Below are 1,122 nucleotides of genomic sequence, written 5' to 3'. Positions count from 1 at the left end.
TACGAAGCCCGACGCTTTGGCGTCCGCTCGGCCATGCCATCGGTAACCGCGCTGCGCAAATGTCCCGACCTTGTATTCGTGCCGCCGCGTTTTGATGTGTACCGCGCCGTCTCCGCGCGGGTGCATGAAATATTTGCCCGCTTCACCCCCCTGATCCAGCCGCTCTCGCTTGATGAAGCCTATCTGGACGTGACCCGGCCCCTGCGGCCCTATCCCTCCACCACCGCTCTTGCCGCGGACATTCGCGCGTTCATCCGGGCCGAAACCGGGCTGACCGCATCGGCGGGTGTGTCCTACAACAAATTTCTGGCCAAGCTGGCCTCGGACTATCGCAAGCCCGATGGCCTGTTCGTGATTACACCCGATATGGGGCCGGATTTTGTGGCCAGCCTGCCGGTGGAGGAATTCCACGGCATCGGCCCGGCCACCGCCGCGCGCATGCATGCGCTGGGCATCCGCACCGGGCTTGACCTGCGCGGGCAGTCCCTGTCGCGGCTGTTGCGGCATTTTGGCAAGGCGGCTGATTTCTATTATGGCATCGCCCGCGGTATTGATGAGCGCCCCGTGGAGCCCAACCGCCCGCGCCGTTCCGTGGGGGGTGAGCGGACCTATGAGGCCGATATTCATGACTGGCCCGCCGCACGGGGCTGCATGACCGCGCTGGCGGAACTGGTGTGGGGCCGGTGCCAGACGCGCCGCCTGACGGGCGTTACCGTGACCATAAAGGTCAAATACAATGATTTCCGGCAGATCGTGCGGGGACGCACGGAAGCCGAACCGGTGCGCGACGCCGCTGATCTCGCGCATCGCGCCATCAATCTTCTGGCCCCGTGTTTTCCGGTTCCGCGTGGTATCAGGCTGCTGGGGGTTACCGTATCGGGACTGCGGCAGGGGGAGGAGATTTCATCTCCACGGCAGCTCATGCTGTTCAGCCAGGGGATGTAACCAGTAGGAAGTTTCTGGTGAAGATTTTTTCAGAAAGCTTCGGGGAACGCCGCCTTTTTGAAAAAAAGGCGGCACCCAAAAACTTTTATCTGTTATGAATTATATAAATTGATTTGTGTCTTTATTGTCGATTGAGAAAATACATTTAAAAAATCAAAAGTTTTTTGGTTCTTTTTT

1 protein-coding gene is annotated in these 1,122 nt (G+C 59.1%); it reads left to right on the top strand.

Annotated elements, in window-relative coordinates:
* Positions 1 to 945, top strand: a 945-nt coding sequence (dinB, locus tag JCM25156_RS17600) for a DNA polymerase IV (protein WP_025814194.1), incomplete at its 5' end; no start/stop codon positions are given.
* Between the last annotated feature and the right edge of the window lie 177 nt (positions 946 to 1,122).

It is taken from the genome of Komagataeibacter kakiaceti JCM 25156, from assembly GCF_000613305.1.
Note: the sequence above shows the minus strand (reverse complement) of the source record. Positions and strands in the feature narration are given on the sequence as shown.